At 40.1% G+C, this 18,686-nt stretch carries 17 protein-coding genes; 5 read left to right on the forward strand and 12 right to left on the reverse strand.

Annotation, left to right across the window (positions count from 1 at the left end; translation table 11 throughout):
* Positions 1-122: 122 nt before the first annotated feature.
* The 6 genes from ctaG to cyoE all read right to left on the reverse strand — a co-directional run bounded on the left by ctaG (position 123) and on the right by cyoE (position 6,314).
* Complete coding sequence (ctaG, locus tag MPH60_RS14825) at positions 123-1,034, reverse strand: cytochrome c oxidase assembly factor CtaG (RefSeq protein ID WP_336275396.1); 912 nt, start codon at positions 1,032-1,034, stop codon at positions 123-125.
* 141 nt (positions 1,035-1,175) lie between these two features.
* Positions 1,176-1,511 carry a cytochrome c oxidase subunit IVB gene (gene ctaF, locus MPH60_RS14830; RefSeq protein ID WP_048684534.1) on the reverse strand — a complete coding sequence of 112 codons (336 nt, stop codon included), beginning with the start codon at positions 1,509-1,511 and terminating at the stop codon, positions 1,176-1,178.
* A gap of 3 nt (positions 1,512-1,514) precedes the next feature.
* A complete protein-coding gene (locus tag MPH60_RS14835; protein WP_101224556.1) occupies positions 1,515-2,144 on the reverse strand; it encodes a cytochrome (ubi)quinol oxidase subunit III in 630 nt (209 codons plus the stop codon).
* On the reverse strand, positions 2,144-4,015 hold the full coding sequence (gene ctaD / locus MPH60_RS14840; RefSeq protein ID WP_241590408.1) for a cytochrome c oxidase subunit I: 1,872 nt from the start codon (positions 4,013-4,015) through the stop codon (positions 2,144-2,146). The genes MPH60_RS14835 and ctaD overlap by 1 nt, the downstream gene beginning before the upstream one ends.
* 24 nt (positions 4,016-4,039) lie before the next feature.
* Positions 4,040-5,122, reverse strand: a complete 1,083-nt coding sequence (coxB, locus tag MPH60_RS14845; protein WP_241590409.1) for a cytochrome c oxidase subunit II — start codon at positions 5,120-5,122, stop codon at positions 4,040-4,042.
* Positions 5,123-5,375: 253 nt separating this feature from the next.
* The gene (gene cyoE / locus MPH60_RS14850; protein WP_241590410.1) at positions 5,376-6,314 is read right to left on the reverse strand and encodes a heme o synthase; all 939 of its coding nucleotides are present in this window, start codon (positions 6,312-6,314) and stop codon (positions 5,376-5,378) included.
* A 599-nt stretch (positions 6,315-6,913) separates the two neighbouring features.
* Here cyoE and MPH60_RS14855 point away from each other — a divergent pair.
* Positions 6,914-7,900 (forward strand): COX15/CtaA family protein, encoded by a 987-nt coding sequence (locus tag MPH60_RS14855; protein ID WP_241590411.1) that lies wholly within the window; start codon positions 6,914-6,916, stop codon positions 7,898-7,900.
* Between the two features lie 179 nt (positions 7,901-8,079).
* Here MPH60_RS14855 and pyc read toward each other — a convergent pair whose 3' ends face one another.
* Positions 8,080-11,517 (reverse strand): pyruvate carboxylase, encoded by a 3,438-nt coding sequence (gene pyc / locus MPH60_RS14860; RefSeq protein WP_241590412.1) that lies wholly within the window; start codon positions 11,515-11,517, stop codon positions 8,080-8,082.
* A 572-nt stretch (positions 11,518-12,089) separates the two neighbouring features.
* Complete coding sequence (locus MPH60_RS14865) at positions 12,090-12,371, reverse strand: YlaN family protein (protein WP_034313996.1); 282 nt, start codon at positions 12,369-12,371, stop codon at positions 12,090-12,092.
* A gap of 221 nt (positions 12,372-12,592) precedes the next feature.
* On the opposite strand from MPH60_RS14865, the gene MPH60_RS14870 reads away from it, so the two are divergent.
* Positions 12,593-13,096, forward strand: a complete 504-nt coding sequence (locus MPH60_RS14870; protein WP_241590413.1) for a peptidyl-prolyl cis-trans isomerase — start codon at positions 12,593-12,595, stop codon at positions 13,094-13,096.
* Positions 13,097-13,160: 64 nt separating this feature from the next.
* Here the strand turns inward: MPH60_RS14870 and MPH60_RS14875 are convergent, their stop codons facing one another.
* Positions 13,161-14,492: a PhoH family protein gene (locus MPH60_RS14875; protein WP_241590414.1), complete on the reverse strand. Its 1,332-nt coding sequence runs from the start codon at positions 14,490-14,492 to the stop codon at positions 13,161-13,163.
* A gap of 266 nt (positions 14,493-14,758) precedes the next feature.
* On the opposite strand from MPH60_RS14875, the gene MPH60_RS14880 reads away from it, so the two are divergent.
* From MPH60_RS14880 to MPH60_RS14890, 3 genes are all read left to right on the forward strand, one after another.
* The gene (locus tag MPH60_RS14880; protein ID WP_241590415.1) at positions 14,759-15,358 is read left to right on the forward strand and encodes a YhcN/YlaJ family sporulation lipoprotein; all 600 of its coding nucleotides are present in this window, start codon (positions 14,759-14,761) and stop codon (positions 15,356-15,358) included.
* A 158-nt stretch (positions 15,359-15,516) separates the two neighbouring features.
* A complete protein-coding gene (locus MPH60_RS14885) occupies positions 15,517-15,717 on the forward strand; it encodes a YlaI family protein (RefSeq protein ID WP_072272690.1) in 201 nt (66 codons plus the stop codon).
* Positions 15,701-16,132: a hypothetical protein gene (locus tag MPH60_RS14890; RefSeq protein ID WP_241590416.1), complete on the forward strand. Its 432-nt coding sequence runs from the start codon at positions 15,701-15,703 to the stop codon at positions 16,130-16,132. Before MPH60_RS14885 ends, MPH60_RS14890 begins: the two co-directional genes overlap by 17 nt.
* Before the next feature lie 39 nt (positions 16,133-16,171).
* On the opposite strand, the gene MPH60_RS14895 is transcribed toward MPH60_RS14890, so the two are convergent.
* Genes MPH60_RS14895 through typA form a run of 3 tightly spaced genes read right to left on the reverse strand, consistent with a single transcriptional unit; the run spans position 16,172 to position 18,639 of the window.
* On the reverse strand, positions 16,172-16,456 hold the full coding sequence (locus MPH60_RS14895; RefSeq protein ID WP_241590417.1) for a hypothetical protein: 285 nt from the start codon (positions 16,454-16,456) through the stop codon (positions 16,172-16,174).
* Between the two features lie 4 nt (positions 16,457-16,460).
* Entirely contained in the window at positions 16,461-16,769 is a 309-nt protein-coding gene (locus MPH60_RS14900; RefSeq protein WP_034314008.1) for a YlaH-like family protein, read from the reverse strand.
* 22 nt (positions 16,770-16,791) lie between these two features.
* A complete protein-coding gene (typA, locus tag MPH60_RS14905) occupies positions 16,792-18,639 on the reverse strand; it encodes a translational GTPase TypA (protein WP_241590418.1) in 1,848 nt (615 codons plus the stop codon).
* Between the last annotated feature and the right edge of the window lie 47 nt (positions 18,640-18,686).

Genomic DNA, 18,686 nt, shown 5'->3' on the forward strand with positions numbered 1-18,686 from the left:
AACAGAATGCTCACTTTTATAGAATAGCCAAGTCGAATCATTGGCTATTTTCTTTACATCGAGAATTAGGCAAAGGCAGATAAAAGACTTGTCCGCCCCAAGACAAGTCTTTTACCGTACAATTATTCTACAGTCTGAAAATCCGAAGGTATCGGGTCGATATCATTTTTGCCGCCATTCTCCTTTTTGAACCAAGCAAAGAAAATGACACCTAATACATAACCTAAAACGATTTCTTGGATCACCTTCATCAGAACCCCACCAAGCTGTTGATCCTCAAGCAATGGCAGTCCATTGAACATTTCCGGGCCACTGAGCGTTAAGCCAGACAGTGCTGAAGCAGGAACGCAAAGCTCCATGGCACTGGCCCAAGATTCCGCATTGGTGAATGTATCATACATCGGATCATTAGCAAAAATGATCAAAGCGCAAGCAGGGGTCATTAGAATGCCGCTGCCGAAAATATAAGCTACTTTTTTCACACCTGACAGACTTTCACGTTCCGGAAGCTGATTGACAAGCGGGAACCACATCAAAACAGCAGTCGTAAATAAAAGGACCGTGTATCCGGCATGAAACCACATCCCCGTTTTGATAAAGTCGAACACTAACGGGATATGGTACAACGAGAAAAGAACATTAAATAGTAAAAGGGCGACAAGAGGTCTCGTGAAAAATTGAAATAACGGCTTCACTCCCCTTGAGTTTATGAAAGTTCTCATAAGCCAATCTGGAATCGCTATGATAAATAAAGGCGGAATCACAAGATAGAGCAGTGCCATTTGAAACATGTGAGCACTGAACATGATATGGCTCAATAAATCCAGTGGTGACCCTTTTACTGCATATAGAAGGAACATGGCTATCAAAAAATAAGTTGCCTGTTTAACGGAAAGCGATGAACTGCCCGAAAACTTCTCCCTTTTTTTTGTCACCAGCCAAAAATAACCAATGGTTATAAGTACGAGGACGGCAAAATAATAAGGACTCCACAAAGCGCGAAATCCGAAAATATCAATAGACAAAAAAATCACCTCGTTCATAAACTTTTTCTTACTTTCATTATACCTAAAATGAAACATGGTAACAAATATAGATAAACTTGGATTCTTTTTCTAGCTAATCAACACATAAAGAAAACCGGCTATCATTCAATAGCCGATTTCCTTTATGGTTTATAACCAAACGATCGTTGTGAACACAAGGACAGTTATCAAGCCGACTGCTAGGCCGGAAAATAAGAACAATGCAATGGTCCCATGCCCTTTATGCTTCATATGCATGAAGTAATACAATTGGAAAATCACTTGTACAACTGCCAGCAGCAAAATGACTGGTTTAATGAACCAATGGGAAAAACCCTCGATTCCTACAGCAGCAAAAGCAAGTAATGTAAAGAAAATCATAAGTGTAAATGATATCACTTGGTGTTTCATTTCTTCAGCATTTTTCTTACGGCGATATTTTAAATCGACATTCGGGTTCGCTGAATTTGATTGTTCATTCGCCATCAGTTATCCCACCATTCCCATTAAGTATACGACAGTAAAGATAAACACCCAGACTACGTCAATGAAATGCCAATAAAGACTCGCAACATAGAATTTAGGGGCGTTATATAAATTCAAGCCCCTTCTTGCATTACGAACCATAAGAGATATGATCCAAACCAGACCGAAAGCAACGTGTCCTCCATGAAAACCAACTAACGTATAAAACGCGGAGCCGAAGGCACTGCTTGTAAATGTATGATGGAATTCATGAACATAGTGATTAAATTCATAAATCTCGAGACCTAGAAAAGCAAAACCAAGTGCAACTGTAATCACAAGCCATGCTTGCATTTGTTTAAAATGGTTATTTTTCATATGGTACATCGCATATACACTGGTTAATGAACTGGTCAATAAAAGCATGGTTGCTACAAAAGTCAGCGGTAATTCGAATAAGTCTTTAGCTAGGGCTGCATCACCATTTGGAACTTTATCCTTCAATGCAAGGTAAGTTGCAAAAAGTGAGGCGAATAGTACCGTCTCTCCACCAAGAAACAACCAGAATCCCAAATACTTATTTTTACCTTCTAAAGTCGCTTTCTCGGGAGAAGCAGGCCAAGTAGCATCCGTGAATCTTTCATCTGCTTGCATTATGCCTTACCTCCCTTATCTTTATTGTCCATAAGGTCTTCTTTATGAATGTGGTATCCATGATCGTCTTTAACGGAACGGATAAACATTGAACCGAATGTGATCAAAAGTCCAACAATCATTATAGGCAGGGTCCATGTCTTATCATCCATATTATATAAAGCACCGAATGCGGCAACAAATAAACCCAAGGCAATCGTTAAAGGAAGTATAGATGAATTCGGCATATGGATATCCCCCAGTGGTTCTGCAGGAGTCATTTCCTTTTTCCCTTCCATTTTTTCAACCCAGTAAGGATCTAATCCGCGGACAAGCGGAAGTTGTTTGAAATTATAAAACGGCGGCGGTGATGGTATGGCCCATTCAAGCGTACGGCCGTCTCCCCATGGATCATTGCCGACTTTCTCATTCTTCACAGATGTAATGATTATATTGATGACCATAACCAAGACCCCAAATGCCATTAAGAAGGCTCCGACTGTACTAATCATATTACCTGTATTGAGACCTTGATCGTCCAAGAATGTAAATACGCGACGAGGCATCCCCATCAAACCTAAGAAATGTTGAATGAAGAATGTTAAATGGAAACCGATCAAGAACGTCCAAAATGTGATTTGTCCCAATTTTTCACTTAACATCGTTCCAAACATTTTCGGCCAATAAAAATTGATTCCAGCCAGTAAGCCCAATACAACCCCACCAACGATTACATAGTGGAAATGGGCAACAACGAAATAACTATCATGATATTGATAATCAGCTGGTGCTGATGCGAGCATGATACCTGTCACACCGCCCATGGTAAATGTAGGGATAAAGGCAACTGCATAAAGCATCGGCACCGTGAACTTGACGCTTCCGCCCCACATCGTAAAAATCCAGTTGAATATCTTAATACCTGTCGGTACTGCGATAGCCATGGTAGCAACAGCAAAGATTGCATTCGCGATCGGTCCCAAACCAGTCGTAAACATATGATGCGCCCAAACCATGAAACCTAAGAAACCGATTAAAACGGTTGCAAATACCATTGATGAATATCCGAATAATCTTTTCCTTGAGAATGTAGCGAAAATTTCGGAAAAAATACCGAAAGCTGGAAGTATTAAGATATACACTTCCGGGTGACCGAATATCCAGAATAAATGCTCCCAAATAATCGTATTCCCGCCGGCCGCTACATCAAAGAAATTCGAGCCGAACATCCTGTCGAACATCATTAACACCAATCCTACGGTAAGCGGAGGAAAAGCGAATAATATCAATGCGGAAACAACGAAAGTTGACCATGTGAATAGCGGCATACGCATATATGTCATACCTGGCGTACGCATATTAATAATGGTTACAAGGAAATTGATCCCCGCAATTAATGTTCCCAATCCTGATATCTGTAATCCCAGGACGTAAAAATCAATACCATGGCCTTCGGAATGCAGGGAAAGTGATGCATATGATGTCCAGCCTGCATCAGGAGCCCCCCCTAAAAACCATGAAAGATTCAGAAAGACTCCTCCAAAGAAAAACAACCAAAAACCTAACGAGTTCAAAAATGGGAACGCGACATCACGTGCCCCTATCTGTAAGGGTACAACCGCATTCATTACAGCAAACACCAACGGCATGGCTGCCAGAAATATCATAGTTGTACCGTGCATGGTCAATATTTCATTATAAAATCCGGCACTTACGAAGTCATTATTTGGGATTGCTAGCTGGATACGGATAAACATCGCTTCCAAACCGCCGATTACAAAGAATAATCCGCCAGAGATAAGATATAAAATGGCGATTTTCTTATGGTCCACCGTCGTCAGATAATCCCAAAGCGTAGCGCCAAATCCTTTTTTATTAGCGTACGTACTCACGATTTAACCTCCTTAATCAATGTTCTATTTGTCTTCCACCTTAAGCTCTAATAGATAAGCTGCCAGTGCATTAATATCTGAATCCGAAAGTTCGCCGTAAGTACCGGTCATCGTGTTGCCCGGTTTATACTTCTCAGGATCCTTGATCCATTTTTTCACATTTTCTTCAGTATGATCCAATACGCCAGCCACTTTTTGACGTTCACCGAATGTAGCGAGATTCGGAGCCTGACGAGCAGCTTCAGGCCTGCTGTCATTTGGTGTCACCGCATGGCAGCCTATACAACTTTGATTGAAAACATCTTCACCCTGTTTGGCTAGATCGCCTTCAACGACAGGTTCCTTCGCGGCTTTCATATCTTTAGTCCAGGCATCAAAATCGCTTTTGGACTTCGTTACGACCTTAAAGTCCATCAAAGCATGTGAAGGACCGCAAAGTTCAGCACATTTTCCGTAAAACAAGTTGTTTGAATCTTCAGCCTTTTCACTGTCGAATTCTAAGAAAAACTGATTGACCCCTTCTGTATTGGTATCCATCTTTCCTCCGACAGACGGTACCCAGAATGAATGCTTCACATCTGAAGCAGTTAGATTGAAGTACACTTTTTGATCAGTCGGCACAACCAAATCCTGACTTGTTACAACACCAAGGTCCGGATATTCAAACTCCCACCAATAAAGGTTCGCCCTGACATTCACGACAAGTGCATCCTTCGTTTTTCCATCCTTATCTTTCTTATCCATTGCCTTTGTGTCGGCTAAGTCGAAAGTTGTGACGACGGTTGGAACAGCCAGAACAATTAAAAGAAGGATAGGAATAACAGTCCAGATAATTTCGAGTTTATGACTTCCTTCAATTTGTTTCGGTATTGTTTCGTCGCCTTCCTTCCGACGGAAGCGTAGTAAAACTACAACGAACAAAATAATCACAACAATAATAACCAGTACCATGATTAGTGTACTCAATATCAGTAAGTCATACTGAGATTGCGCAACATCGCCAGCTGGCTTCAGCGCGGATAGAAATGGTTCGCCGCAGCCCGAAAGGACAAGTCCTACAATACCCAGCAGAGCAATTAGGCGCCATTTGTGCAGCCTTTTTTTCATAGCTTCAGAAACCCCTCTTTCGTCAAAATTTTCTCACAAAAATAAAAATGGGCGCAATTGCGAATATTCTCTCTATGTCAATTTCTAAAAAGAAAGAATCCCTAAACTAAGGAATTATTATGATGATCCATGTAACCGCTCTTATGTATGACCTCGTTGGTTCCGTTAATATGTATGAGTGGCGGTCAGTGCAATATATATCAGTAAGCTGGAGCCTGTCAAAGAACAGGCCGCCAGCTTATTTTAACCAAAACTAGATGAGAGTGACAATAACCATCGCTACAAATAAAATGGTCATATAATTTAAAGAATATACAAACATGGATGTTGCCCATTTAACATCGTCTTTCTTTTTATACCCCTTAATTCCCAAAATAAGCCACCCCGTGCTCAATAATGCAGCAAGAATAACTAGCGGAGTTCCTAATGGAGTTAAAAAGAAAGGCACCAACATTAAACAGACGATCCATAGCATAATTGACCTTTTAGCGGCCTTGAACCCTTTTACGACCGGAAGCATGGGTACCCCGGCTGCACGATATTCTTCGACACGCCTCATTGCTAGTGCATAAAAATGAGGCGGCTGCCACAAGAACATGATCGCGAACAGGACCCAGGCGATCTTATCAAGGCCCGGGTCGACTGCAGCCCACCCTATAAGTGGAGGCACCGCTCCGGATATACTGCCTATAATCGTATTCGAGACAAATCTACGTTTGAAAACCATGGTATATAAAACAACATAGGCGAAGACGCCGAATGCACCTAGTATGGCAGTTGTCATATTAGTCAATGCAAGTAAAATCAGCCCTGCAATAATTAAGCCGAAACTTAACGCCAATACCTTTGAAGGCTGTACTTTCCCAGTTACCGTTGGACGGTTTTTCGTTCTTTCCATTAAATGATCGATATCACGGTCATAATAATTATTGAAACTGCAAGATCCCGCCATAATGAGCGCCGAACCTGCAAGTGTATAAAACACTACATCTAGATTGCTTAAGAAGCTAAGCCCCGAAAAATGAAGAGCCAACCATACGCCGGTAAAAGCTGTAATTATATTTGAATTGACAATCCCCACTTTTATAAGTGCGAGAAAATCCTTCCAAGCTGTTGTTTCAGGTATATCCGATTGAAGGGCGGCTTTACTGTCCTCCATGACAGCTTCTGACAAACCCCTTGTTTCTGACATTTGTTTTCCTCCTTTAAATCATTCAGCACAGACGCAAATGCAAAAAAATACTTACATATGCTATAGAACATTATTTCATACTTTTTGATATTTGTAACCAAGGAAGCGTAAACAAAAAGTAAATTATTTACCAATGACCGTTGTCAATGGAATCCATCGAGAGCTATCATTCTTAATATCATGCTTAATAACAGTAAAATTTAGTAAAATCATTTCTTCAATATATTAAAACACATTTTTGGAAGCTTTTGTGAAAATTTTTCGGATAATTTTTGACCAATTTGTGTCTCAATAATTTACTGCTGTTATAAGATGTTCATCAAGAACATGAATAGTATGCTGTTATCATCATCCCCTAGGCTTATTCCCTATTTTGCTCCTACTTGAAGGTTTACACTCCCTTTATTTCTATCAAAGTCTTTTGTAACTTTCAACTATTTCAGGCATTTTAATTAATAGCTATAATATAAACTGAACTTGTAAAATCATTCTATTTTGTGTAATATCGAGGAAGTTCGACAAATATTATGAAAAAACTTATGCTATTATTAATTTTAAGAACAATCCTATTTGCTACAGAGAAAAAGGTGGGACTACTAGTGAAATCGTCTCTTAAATGGTTTGCTGTTTTAACAACGATTGTAATGCTTTTCATCTTACTTGGTGGAGCTTTAGTCACGAAGACGGATTCCGGCATGGGTTGCGGCAGATCCTGGCCATTGTGCAACGGCCAATTGATCCCGGACAAAATCACGATTGAATTGGTCATTGAGCTTTCCCATCGGCTCGTTTCAGGTGCTGGAGGATTCTTGGTTTTAATTTTATCGTATTTGTCTTGGAAAAAAATCGGCCATATCCGTGAAGCGCGTTTCTTATCCGTCCTTTCTTTCGGATTTCTGTTACTGCAAGGGTTGATTGGAGCCGCTGCCGTCATTTGGTCACAATCCGACTTCGTCCTTGCCCTACATTTTGGAATATCGCTCATTTCCTTTGCTTCCGTCTTTTTACTGACACTGTTGATTTTTGAAGTAGACAAGAAGTTCGAAGCCGAAAAACTTATCGTTGACAAACGAATGAAATTCCATATTATTGGCGTTTTGATTTTTTGTCTGGCAGTCGTATATACGGGTGCTCTTGTTAGGCATACAGAATCCAGTCTTATCTGTAAGGATTGGCCTTTATGTGTAAATGACAGCGCTGCACTCCCTTCCAACATTTATGAATGGATTCAGATGGGGCACCGTGCAATGGCAGGCGCTATTTTCATTTGGGTAACATATGTGGCTTATATCGCCCAAAAACATTACAAAAATCAAAAAGTTTTATATGGCGGTTGGATTGCTGCATTCATTCTCGTATTTTTACAGGTTGTCGCTGGAGCCTTTATCATTTTCTCAAGGCAAAACTTATATATCGCATTGACACATGCATTGTTCATTGCCTGCTTTTTTGGTGTAATGAGCTATTTGATGCTATTGACATCACGAAGTAAAAAAAATGCCCTAGCCATCCAAAAAGGGAATTCCACGCACACAGTCAAAGGACAGGATGAACAGGATATATCACCAACGGTACCCGCCCGTTAATGTCTGATTGTTCAATCAATAAAATAAAAGGTTAAAACAAAACCACCATTCCCGGGAATGGTGGTTTTGTTTTGTCTCAAGATGACTGTACATTGCCTAAAAAGAGGGTACAGAGCAGCTTGAAACCTCAAGCATACCCCATATACCCCAAATCATTCACAAGGTCACAGTCAGCTAGATTACTTAGATATTTCAATCAATAAGTCTCCAGTACTGATCGCTTCTCCATCTTTTACATAAATATCTTTAATGGTCCCGGAGAATGGTGCTTGAACGGTAGTTTCCATTTTCATCGCTTCCGTAATGATTAGGTGATCCCCCTGCTTGACCTGATCGCCTTTCTCGACCACTACACGAATAACCGTACCTGGCATTGTCGCACCGAGTTGTTCTTTATTTTTTGGGTCTGCTTTCATTTTTGATACAACGGAAGATTTAATGTTTTCATCCTTGATGATCACTTCACGTGATTGACCATTCAACTCAAAATAAACGACCCTTGTTCCATCAGCCAATGGCTGACCGATTGAAACCAATTTTACAATGAGTGTTTTACCCTTTTCAATTTCAACTTCGATTTCTTCCCCTAGCCTCATGCCATATAAGAAAGTAGCGGTATCGAGGTTGGAAACATCTCCAAACAGCTCAATCGTTTTATTGTAGTCCAGGAATACTTTTGGATATAGGGCATATGCAAGAACATCGAAATCAGTGACTGCCCGTCCCAATTCCTTGAATAATTCTTCTTTAAGTGCTGCAAAGTCCACTTCTTCCAATAATTCACCCGGTCTTACTGTTATAGGTTTCTTCCCTTTCAGGATAACTTCCTGAAGCTCTTTAGGGAATCCCCCAACTGGCTGACCTAGATAGCCTTCGAATAACTCTATGACTGAATCAGGGAAATCGATGGATTTTCCTTTTGTCAGAACAGCTTCTTCAGACAGGTTATTTTGGACCATGAATAACGCCATATCCCCAACAACTTTGGATGAAGGAGTTACTTTAACGATATCGCCGAACATTACATTGACGCGCTGATACATCTCTTTCACTTCATGCCAGCGGTCTCCCAGCCCCACTGCTTTGGCTTGCTGCTGCAGATTACTATACTGACCGCCCGGCATTTCGTGTTTGTAAACCTCGGTATGAGGTGCATTCATGCCGCTTTCGAAGTCATGATAAAATTTCCTGACCTCTCCCCAGTATTCTCCTAAACGCTCTAGTGAATCGACTTCCAATTTAGGCTGTCTGCTTGACCCCTCCAATGCATAATGAAGTGTTTGTACACTTGGCTGCGAAGTCAGTCCAGCTAAAGAACCTATCGCCGTATCAACGATATCCACACCAGCTTCGATCGCTTTAGAATACATGTAAATTCCATTTCCGCTTGTATCATGGGTATGCAGATGGATCGGAAGGGATGTCGATTCTTTCAGTTCCGATACAAGGCGGTAAGCAGCTTCAGGTTTCAAGAGGCCGGCCATATCCTTGATCGCTAAAATATGGGCTCCGGCTTGTTCTAATTCCACCGCCATATTTTTATAGTATTCGATATTATACTTGCTGCGTGATGGATCATTCAAATCCCCTGTATAACAAATGGCAGCTTCCGCAATTTTGCCGGATTGACGGACTGCATCAATTGCCAATTCCATTCCTTTAACCCAGTTTAAACTATCGAAGATACGGAAAACGTCAATGCCTGCATCCGCTGATTTCTCCACGAATTCACGAATGACATTATCAGGGTAATTTTTGTAACCAACTGCATTTGAAGCCCTTAAAAGCATTTGCAAAAGGACATTCGGAGCTTTTTTCCTGAAACTTAACAGCCTGTCCCATGGATCTTCTTTCAAGAAGCGATATGCGACATCGAAAGTTGCCCCTCCCCACATTTCCATTGAAAATAAATCAGGAAGGAGTTTTGCTGTAGGCTCAGCGATATCAAGGATATCTTTCGACCTGATTCTCGTCGCCAGTAAAGATTGATGTGCATCACGGAAAGTCGTATCGGTGATCAATACCTCTTTCTGTTCTTTAATCCATTTGACCAGACCCTCTGCACCTTGCTCTTCAAGTATATTTTTTGTACCAGAGATAAGCGGCAGACCACCAACATTCGGAATTGGAGCTGGATCAAAAACAGGCTTTTTCTTTTTCTCGACTCCGGGGAATCCATTCACGGTCACATTTCCGATATATGAAAGCATTTTTGTCCCACGGTCTTTTCTGATTGGGAAGCTAAATAATTCCGGTGTTGTATCAATGAATGATGTATCATATTCCCCATTTATGAATTTTTCATGTTTAACAACATTTTCAAGGAAGGGGATATTAGTTTTAATTCCACGAATCCTGAATTCCTTAAGGTTACGAACCATTTTGGAAGCTGCCTGCTCAAATGAAAGCGCATGAGTCGAAAGTTTAACGAGAAGGGAATCATAATATGGTGTGATGACCGCACCTTGGAACCCATTCCCTGCGTCCAGACGAACACCGAATCCCCCACCGGAACGGTAAACCATCATTTTCCCGGTATCGGGCATGAAATTATTCAATGGGTCCTCAGTCGTCACCCTTGATTGAATCGCATATCCATGAGTTTTAATTCCTGCTTGTTCGGGAATCCCGATCTTTTTGCCATGGAGTTCATGCCCTTCAGCTACCATGATTTGAGATTGGACGATATCAATGCCCGTAATCATTTCAGTAATGGTATGCTCAACCTGTACCCGTGGATTGACTTCAATAAAGTAGAATTCGCCATTTGCGACAAGGAACTCGACCGTACCAGCGTTTACATAATCAATATTTTTCGCCAACTTGACGGCTGCCTCACAAATCCTTTCCCTTAAATCTTCGGAAAGGGAAACGGAAGGTGCCACTTCCACAACTTTTTGATGCCGTCTCTGAACGGAACAGTCACGTTCATATAAATGGACGATATTCCCATGAGTATCAGCCAAAATCTGAACTTCGATATGCTTCGGATTTTGTATGAATCTCTCTACATAGACTTCATCATTGCCAAAAGCCGCTTTAGCTTCTGATTTTGCGCGATCATAAGCCTCTTCAACTTCTTCGATTTTTTCGACAATCCGCATTCCGCGTCCGCCGCCGCCTAAAGAGGCTTTTATAATAATTGGAAAACCATATTGTTCACCAAATTCCTTAACTTCTTCAACACTGGTCACCGGTCCATCGCTACCAGGGATAACCGGAATATCAGCCAGTTCAGCTTGTGTTCTGGCTTTCACTTTGTCACCAAACATATCTAGGTGTCTTGATTCTGGTCCGATGAAAATTATGCCCTCTTCCTCACAACGTTTCGCAAACTCAATATTTTCTGAAAGGAAACCATAACCGGGATGAATCGCATCGACTCCGCTCATTTTGGCAATCGCAATTATGCCTTCAATATCCAGGTATGCATCAATCGGCTTTTTGCCTTCCCCGACCAAATATGCCTCATCCGCTTTATATCTGTGATAAGAACCATAATCTTCCTTTGAATAGATTGCAACTGTGTGAATGTCTAATTCCGTACATGCACGAAAAATCCTTATCGCTATTTCCCCACGATTTGCCGCAAGTACTTTTTCTATACGTTTCGCCATTGCTACCACCCTAATCAATATGTATTTTTATTGAATATATAGAAAAAAAGCGTGAAAGATTTCCACCACTTTTTATTCATGAATTGATTTCCCAAATAAGGAGTCCAATCTGATTAAGCTCATTTTATCGCTGATGTAATTATTTCGATATATTTTATATTTTTGTTTTTTACATCCTATAAAGACTAAAAAAAGCTCAACACCATTAGCTAAATAAAATTTAGCTATAATAATATATTATCAATTTGATTTAACATTCAATTAATATAACAATAATACTAAAATTAACTGAATACAATAAAAAAATAAAAAATTACATATATTCGTATAAAAAAACAAGGAATTAAATCTGATTTCCCACCAAGACTCCAATGCCCAATCACAGGAACAAGACCATAAGTTCCTAATGGCAAAGAAAAAATTCAAAATAATGAAAAAACTCAGATTGAGCTTCCGTGAAATCAATTAGTATGTCACTATTGAATAAAGTATAACACTATTAATTAATTATGTACATAAATAAAAAACTCAAACAATCATCGAGATTTGTTTGAGTTAGTATGTTTTATCTATTATTTTTTTAATGATGCTTCATGCAAAACTGACAATTCCTGTTCAAGGGTTTCCAAAAGGGATTTACCCTCGGTTTCCTCTACCAAACCTAAGCGTACGGCAAAATCAATTTCTCTTGATAGACCGAACATTTGTGTATCAAGGACCTCTTCATATAAAGGACATTGAGGCATAGTAAGATTTTCCATTTGAACTTTTATCAGTTTTAAAATCTTGTCAGCATCTGCTTTTAATAAAGCATAAGCTTTTTCTCGATGATTGACAAGCATATCAGATGCCATGTTAAATCCCCCCGCTCAGAGCGATTAAATCTTATCTCTAAATTCTACCTTTAGTTTTGTGAAAAAGCAAGGACATTGACAAACAATTTGCCATTGAGATGTCACGATCACCTCTCAAATGAATATACCCAGCCATGAAAATTATTCACCATCGTGAAGATGTGACATTTCAATTATAATTGATTATAATCATTAAAGAGCAACAGAAAGGAATGAGATATTTGGAACCCATCGTATTTATAAATGGAAAAGTGAAATATCCAATTACGCTAGATCCCGGAGTATGGATTTTTGATGACCGTAAAGTTGAGATAAATACATATTTCCACGCTGAAAGAGTCCAAGTCAATGAATTAGAAGAATATACGATTGCCGCCTCCAAACATTGGCAAAAAGAAATTCAGGAAGGCGCAATAATGCCACCCACATTAAAAACGGAACGAAAGTTCGAGAAGCAAAGATTGCTTGAAGGGACCTTCGGCATCCCTTTTGAACCTTTTTTAAAAAATGCCGAACCTGAAAATGGGGTAACTGAAGTCATCGTTACAACTGATGATGAGGAGCTTACATTCCCGTTGGAAACGGCACTTGGATTTTTCCTGGGCTTTTCCAAGGAAGGGAAGCCGCTTAAAATATCCGAGGGCGGTCCTTTGGAAATTTATTTCGGAGACGCTTCCAACATCAATGATCCGATAAAAAATGTACGGTCTTTCACTGTTAAATAAGACTTAGTCCATTCTCACCAAAAACTTTAGAGCAATCGGCAAGGGATATCCCTTGCCGATTGCATTATAAAAGCGTAGCTGCCAGCTGGGCCAATCCAGATCTTTCCCCTTTTATCAATTTAACATGGCCCGCAATACGCTCAGTCTTGAATTTTTCCACCACATATGTCAAACCATTATTATACTCGTCTAAATACGGATGATCTATTTGCTCGGGATCTCCCATCAATACAATTTTGCTTCGCTCCCCGACCCTCGTCAAAATGGTCTTGACCTCATGTTTCGTTAAGTTCTGTGCTTCATCAATGATGATGAACTGATCCGGGATGCTCCTTCCCCTAATATAGGTGAGGGCTTCCACTTCGATCGAACTCATGCCTGCTAAAATGGCATCCAATTCCCCAGGTTTTTTCGTATTGAACAAAAATTCGAGATTATCAAAAATAGGCTGCATCCATGGTCTTAATTTTTCTTCTTTTTCCCCTGGCAGATAACCAATATCTTTACCAACCGGAACAATCGGTCTGGCAACCAAAAGTTTCTTATATTGTGACAAATCTTCAGTTTGCATCAATCCTGTTGCCAATGCCAATAAAGTCTTACCTGTCCCAGCCTTACCAATGAGCGTCACAAGCTTGATATCCGAACGAAGCAACAAATCCAGGGCCATCGTCTGCTGGACATTTCTCGGTTTAATTCCCCAAATATGTTCCCCTTCATACATCAATTTCTTAACGACCCTGCAATTCTCATCCACAATCCCTATCGCAGAAGCTGAACTGCCCAGCGTGTCCTTCATCAACAGGAATTGATTTGGATAATATGAATCTTTTGTCAGTTCTTCCAGTGCTAGAAAACTTTTTTCATAAAACTTATTCAGATTATCAATCGATACAAACACTTCTTTATGCCCAGCGTAAATATGGTCCAGTTCTACGACACGGTCATTTAAAAAGTCCTCTGCCTCAAGACCGATCGCATCAGCCTTAACCCTGACGAGAGTATCTTTACTAACCAAAATGACCGTTTTTCCAGCTTCCTTCGTCTCTTCTTCCAAAGATAAATTTTTTGCGACTGCCAATATCCTGTTATCATTCGTTTTCTCTACAAAAATTTCCTGAAGTTTATGAAATGAACGGTGGTTGAGTTCAATCCTTATGCTGCCTCCATTATGAAGCGGAATGCTCTGATGCAGCTTCCCTTTTTCCCGAAAGCCATCGATCAATTTCGATACTTGCCTGGCATTCCTACCGATTTCATCCATATACCTTTTTTTCGAATCCAATTCTTCTAATACGACTGCTGGAATGACCACTTCATTATCTTCGAATGAATAAATCGAATACGGATCCTGCAACAGGACATTCGTATCTAAAACATAGATTTTTTTCCCCAATATGACGCCTCCTGCCTGCTCTATAGGATATGCCTTACCATTTACTACACTCAGCATTTATGTAGCGGACGAGACTGTTGATAAAATATATGTTCCTTTGCATAAAGATAGAAGAACATTTACAGACTATAAAGAAAACTTCCAGCAAAGAATGCAATCCCCAACATTGATTACACCATGTTTTACGGCATTTTATACTTATATGCATCAGACTTGGTAGTGATGGACAGGCTGGAACATAAAAAGAGCATTAAGGAGGTTTCACATTGCAAAAAATCATATTGTCGCTCGCTGCGGTTCTGTTGATGTCAGGTTGCACAATGGATAATAAAAATGAAGTGTCTGAAAATAATGCGAAAAACAATTTAACGAAAGTCAATAATACGACCATTAAGGAAGCAGACAGAAATACTGGTCAGCAAACAGCGGAAAGACTCACCGGTTTGGCTAAATCCATTCCGGAGGTGAACGATGCCACCGCAGTCGTACTTGGCAAATATGCCATCGTCGGAATAGATATTGACCAAGATATTGAGCGCTCACAGGTAGGAACGATAAAGTACTCCGTAGGAGAAACTTTAAAACATGATCCTGATGGTGCAAATGCCCTCATCGTCGCTGATCCGGATATAAATGAGCGGATCAGGGAGGTGGCCAGAGACATTAAAGACGGCAAACCAGTAACCGGGATACTAAATGAACTGGCTGACATCACAAGTCGGGTCATTCCTGAGGTTCCTGGTGATATTTTAACCCCAACGCCGTCCAAGAACATTGAAAAGGAAAAAAATAAACTTGATGATGAAACGGAAAGAAAAGAACTCGATAAAGAGCAAAATGATCAATCCAATCACTTTAAAGAATGAATCTCCTAACCCGAAGTCAATCTTCGGGTTTTTGTCTTTATCCGCCATGAATCAAGTAACGTTAACGTTCATATGTTAGTTTCACTTTATCCTCGTTTTACCATAAAAATATTGGTATACTTAAAAGCATATTCAAATTGAAGTGAGGTTCAACTAATATGAAGGTTAAATGTGTAATATGCGATCAAATTGAATCTATACCTGATGATAGCCCGGAAGCAAAGAAACTTCGTAACCGCCCTATCCATACCTATATGTGCAATACATGCAACCAACGCATAGAAGAGCGTACGAACGAACGGATTGCAACCGGAAACTTCCGCCTGTACCGGACGATCAAAAATGAAGATGAATGGTAGGATATTTTATAAAGTTTGCCTGATTGGTCTCATCAATGGAGTCTTGCTTGGATTGATAATGAAGTGGGTAGAAATGTTTTCCGGCAAGCAAGTGTATAAGCTTTTATTGAATGTGGATTTCCTTCCTCTAATTGGATCTGTTTCCTGGAGTGAGGCATCATTGTTCTTTTTCCATCTCCTTTTTTCACTTGCCATAACGTTTAGTTACGCTTATATTCTTCATCCTTTGAAAATTTTCAGGAAATGGAACAAATACGCACTTGCTTTTATCACGATCATTCCCGCCATCATGCTTTACTTCCCACTATCGGCGCTGTCGAAAACAGAGGTTGTCCTTCCTTCTGATTTGACAGCTTTCTTTTTGTGGACAATCTTACATCTTTTTTACGGGCTTTTCCTCCCTAAAGCAATATAAAAAAAGAACCGTGCGTAAATCGCACGGTTCTTTTTATCATTACTCGATATTTTTATACTTTTCTGGCTCTAACTGAATTTGGTCTAACATGATATCAATCAATTCAATCGGATACCTTTGCTTTTTCATTTCGTCTCCCATAAGGTACTCGACGAAATAAAATGGTTCTGTTTTTGTAACCGAATCGATTATCACCTGATGATCGTCTTTCAGCATCTGCATGAAAAACATTTCTGTTTCGCGTGCAGCAGTATCATCAGGCCTTGCATCACAGACAACTTTGATCGTCAACCAATTGTATAAAGCATCCTGTAATGATTTCATCCTCTTAAGCCTGTTCTTCTTTTCTCGAATTATGAAGACGGATCCTATAAATCCCCAGAACAAGCGAAGCGATGACTAATGCTTCCCCCATAGGAAGAAACACCGCAAAGAAAGAAAGAAGGGTACATCCAAGTGCCATTACCACATAAATGACCACATTTTTCAGCAATGGTAACTTTTTGGCAAAACCTAACTGATAGACAAGGATGCATAATCCAAAGACCGTCAAATATAAATACCACATTCCTGCTTCAGGATTTTCATCCACTCTGTACAATGCTGCAAAAAATGATAATCGCTCTTGGATATCCAATCTTTTCTCCTCCTCTTGCTATTTATTTTTCTTCAACAGCAACTTTTTTTCTTTTAGCTGCTCTTTCACGCTCGTTTTTATCTAGAATTTTTTTACGAAGACGGATTGAATCCGGAGTTACTTCACAGTACTCGTCATCGTTCAAATATTCCAGGGCTTCTTCAAGGGACATGATTCTTGGTTTTTTCATGGAAGAAGTTTGGTCTTTATTTGCTGAACGCATATTTGTCATTTGTTTCGCTTTAACGATATTAACAGTCAAATCGCTATCACGGTTATGTTCCCCGACGATCATGCCTTCGTAAATATCCGTACCTGGCTCAACAAAAATAACACCGCGGTCTTCTACTTGCATAATACCATATTGTGTAGTTTTTCCTGATTCCATGGATACAAGTACACCTTGACGTCTTCCGCCGACTTGACCTTGTGCCATTGGTTGGTAGCTGTCAAATGAATGGTTCATGATACCATATCCGCGTGTAATCGTTAAGAACTCCGTTGAATAGCCAATAAGTCCGCGAGCTGGAATCGTGAACAGTAAACGAACTTGACCGCTTCCGCTGTTGATCATATCCAATAATTCACCTTTACGGGCTCCCATTGATTCCATGATCGAACCAGTATGCTCCTCAGGTACGTCGATTTGTACACGTTCAACCGGCTCACAACGAACACCATCAATCAAACGAACGATAACTTCGGGTTTAGAAACTTGCAGTTCATAACCTTCACGTCTCATGTTTTCGATCAGGATGGAAAGGTGAAGCTCCCCACGACCTGAAACAATCCAGACATCCGGAGAATCAGTATTTTCGACTCTTAAGCTGACATCAGTCTGCAATTGGTTTCTCAAACGCTCTTCGATTTTACGAGCTGTTACGAATTTACCTTCACGGCCTGCGAATGGGCTGTTATTTACAAGGAAAGTCATCTGTAATGTTGGTTCGTCAATACGCAGGATAGGTAGAGCTTCAGGATGTTCAGTCGGACAAACTGTTTCCCCTACGTTAATATCCTCCATACCAGAAACGGCAATTAAATCACCGGCAACGGCTTCTTGGATTTCAACTTTCTTCAAGCCGATATAACCAAAGATTTTCGTTACACGGAATTGTTTAACCTTCCCATCAAGTTTCATTAATGAAACCTGTTGACCTACATGCATTTTACCGCGGAATACACGGCCAACGCCAATACGTCCTACATAATCGTTATAGTCAAGTAAAGCCACTTGGAATTGAAGCGGTTCATCTGAGTTATCAATTGGTGCAGGGATCGTTTCAACGATTGTTTCGAAAAGTGGGGTCATATCTTCTTCTTGTTTAGAAGGATCTGAATCCAAGCTTGCAGTACCGGCAATACCTGAAGTGAAGACAACTGGGAAGTCTAATTGTTCTTCTTCGGCTCCTAGTTCGATGAATAAGTCAATTACTTCATCGACCACTTCATTTGGACGTGCAGAATCTTTATCGATTTTGTTCACGACAACGATTGGCGTGATCTTTTGTTCCAATGCTTTTTTCAACACGAAGCGAGTTTGCGGCATACAGCCTTCATATGCATCAACAACAAGAAGAACGCCATCAACCATTTTCATGATTCGTTCCACTTCACCACCAAAGTCGGCATGACCAGGTGTATCCAAAATATTGATCCTTGTATCTTGGTATTGAACTGCTGTATTTTTCGCAAGAATCGTAATTCCGCGTTCTTTTTCAATCGCATTAGAATCCATCGCACGTTCTTCCACATGTTCATTTTCACGGAAAGTACCAGATTGCTTAAGCAACTGATCCACTAACGTTGTTTTACCATGGTCAACGTGGGCAATGATGGCTATATTACGAATATTTTCTCTTAATTTCAAAAAATTCACTCCTAAAAAAGTTTGTGTATAACGTATCACTAGTATTA

The organism is Peribacillus sp. Aquil_B1 (assembly GCF_022603275.1).
GTDB lineage: Bacteria > Bacillota > Bacilli > Bacillales > DSM-1321 > Peribacillus.